3 protein-coding genes are annotated in these 1,953 nt (G+C 60.1%); all 3 read right to left on the reverse strand.

The genetic code is table 11. The features are described from left to right. A partial coding sequence (locus tag WA354_RS05225) for an alpha/beta fold hydrolase (protein WP_472811953.1) occupies positions 1-382 on the reverse strand: 382 nt, incomplete at its 3' end. Next, positions 379-747 carry a PspC domain-containing protein gene (locus WA354_RS05230; RefSeq protein ID WP_472811954.1) on the reverse strand — a complete coding sequence of 123 codons (369 nt, stop codon included), beginning with the start codon at positions 745-747 and terminating at the stop codon, positions 379-381. The genes WA354_RS05225 and WA354_RS05230, both read right to left, overlap by 4 nt. 100 nt (positions 748-847) lie before the next feature. Continuing rightward, the coding region (locus WA354_RS05235; protein ID WP_472811955.1) for a tetratricopeptide repeat protein at positions 848-1,953 on the reverse strand (1,106 nt) is incomplete at its 5' end.

A 1,953-nucleotide genomic window follows, 5' to 3' on the forward strand; every position in this document is an offset into this window, starting at 1 on the left:
TCGCCAGCCCGCGCATCCGAAGTGCAGCCCTTCGCCACAGTTCGAGCATCACGTATCCGCCAATCGAGCAACCGGCAAACACCGCCTCGCGCAACGCCAGGTGATCCATCAGCGCCAGCACATCCGAAGCCAGCTGGCCCATGCTCAGCACCTTCGCATCCGGCAAGCGCGTGAATCCGCCGGCCGGCAGATCCAATCCAAGCTCTGAAGCGCCATGCCCGCGGAAATCCGGCACAATTGCACGCACCTCACCCAGCTCCGCAATCATCGGGAGCCAGTAAAAATGATCCAGAGGCGTCGGGTGGAGAAAGATGACCGGCAGGCCCGAGCCGATCTCGCTATAGCTCAGGTTCGCCCCGTTCGAAGCGTATGTCTTGCTCATACGCTGGGAGGATAACTGCCCGGTGTGCCTGGCGGATAGCTACTTCCCGGTGGATACGTTCCCGGCATTCCCGGGACTGCAATTGGCTCCTCAGGAATGCCGATCCAACCTGCCAGGTACGCAACACCAACAAGCCCGCTGGTAAACAGGCATCCAACGACGGTCAGAACGCGGACCAGTGTGACATCCCATCCATTCGCCTGGGCCACGCCGATGCAAACGCCGGCGATCTGACGGCCCACGATCGGCCGAACTAACGGCCTGCCCGGGGGAGGGGGCGCAGCAGTCACCACGGTCCCGCAATTCGAGCAAAACCGCGCGCTCGGCGGCAATCCGGTTCCACAGCGTTGACAGTAAAAGGGCATGACCAACCTCCGGGGAATCGCACTTCGATTCCACAATATCATTACGCAAAGGCCGTGGTTCCAGTTCCGATCAGCGCTCCCTAGACCAGCTAACCCTCGACTAGTTGCCGTGATACGGCGAATTCAGTCTTTTGCGTGCCGTATCGGCCCGCGAAGTACTCGGTCCCGCGGCAATGGCCGCCTGGTAGTCCTTCAAGGCTAGTTGCCGCTCTCCCAGCAGGTCATGGCATTCGCCTGCCGCCAGCAGGGTCCGGACTTTCAGCTCCGTCCCTGTGCCTTTCAGCCCCGCTGCGGTCTCGTAAGCCCGAGCAGCCTCGGCATAGTGCCGCTGCCCCCGCAAAGCATCCCCGAGGCCGAAGTAGGCCAGTTCCAGCCGCGCTTCGGCAAAATATCCCGGCCTGTTGCCATCCGCCACAACCTGTTCATAAGCATGCACCGCCCCCATTCCTGCGCCGGCATCTTTCAGCAGATTCGCCTCTTCCAGGCAGAAAAGATAGTCACGCGGATACCGCTGCTTGAGGCTGCGCACCACCTCAATCGCTTCCTTGTACTTCCCCTCGCGACGCAGGAACAGCGCAATTACGGTGCGAGCCTCGACACTGGTCGCAGTTCCCCGCCGCGCATCGTCCCACAGCAATTCCATGCCTTTCGATTTCGAACCTGTGATTCCCACAAAGCCAATCAGGAATTTGAAAGGAAGCGGTAACGCGCCCACCACGTAGTCATAGACACCCACCACCAGCTTCGCATCCACGTAGTCGGGATCGATTTGCAGAACCCGCACGCAATCGTCCTTGGCCTTCCCCGCCAGCCGAAAGGCAGTGCCATATCCGCGCTCTACCATCGCCACGTAGGTGCATCTCAAGCTGCGCACCCAGCCTCGCGCGAAGAGTGCATCCACGTCGTTAGGATTCTTGCTGATCCGCACATCCGCTTCGTGCACCGCCTCGTCCGACAAGGCAAAAATCTGGTCCCGTTTCTTCGAATCTTCGTCCGTCGCGTGTTTGCCGGTCAAAAAACCGTCATTTGCGTAGAAGGTTGTATCCAGTAAATCCTGCCGGTAGAGTTCCTGAAACAGCAAAGCGTTCAGCAGCATTGCCGTTGCCTGAGGATCGCCCGAATGCGCCTCGTGAATGCGCTCGAACCGCGCGACCGCAGCTGGATAGTCCAGCAGATAAAAGTAGTGGTATGCCTCGCGCACCTGGG

This window comes from Occallatibacter sp. (assembly GCF_049802275.1).
Classification (GTDB): domain Bacteria; phylum Acidobacteriota; class Terriglobia; order Terriglobales; family Acidobacteriaceae; genus Telmatobacter.

Excerpts from the sequence above, each read along its gene's own strand:
- WA354_RS05230 (WP_472811954.1), bottom strand. The coding sequence starts at position 747 with ATGCCCTTTTACTGTCAACGCTGTGGAACCGGATTGCCGCCGAGCGCG.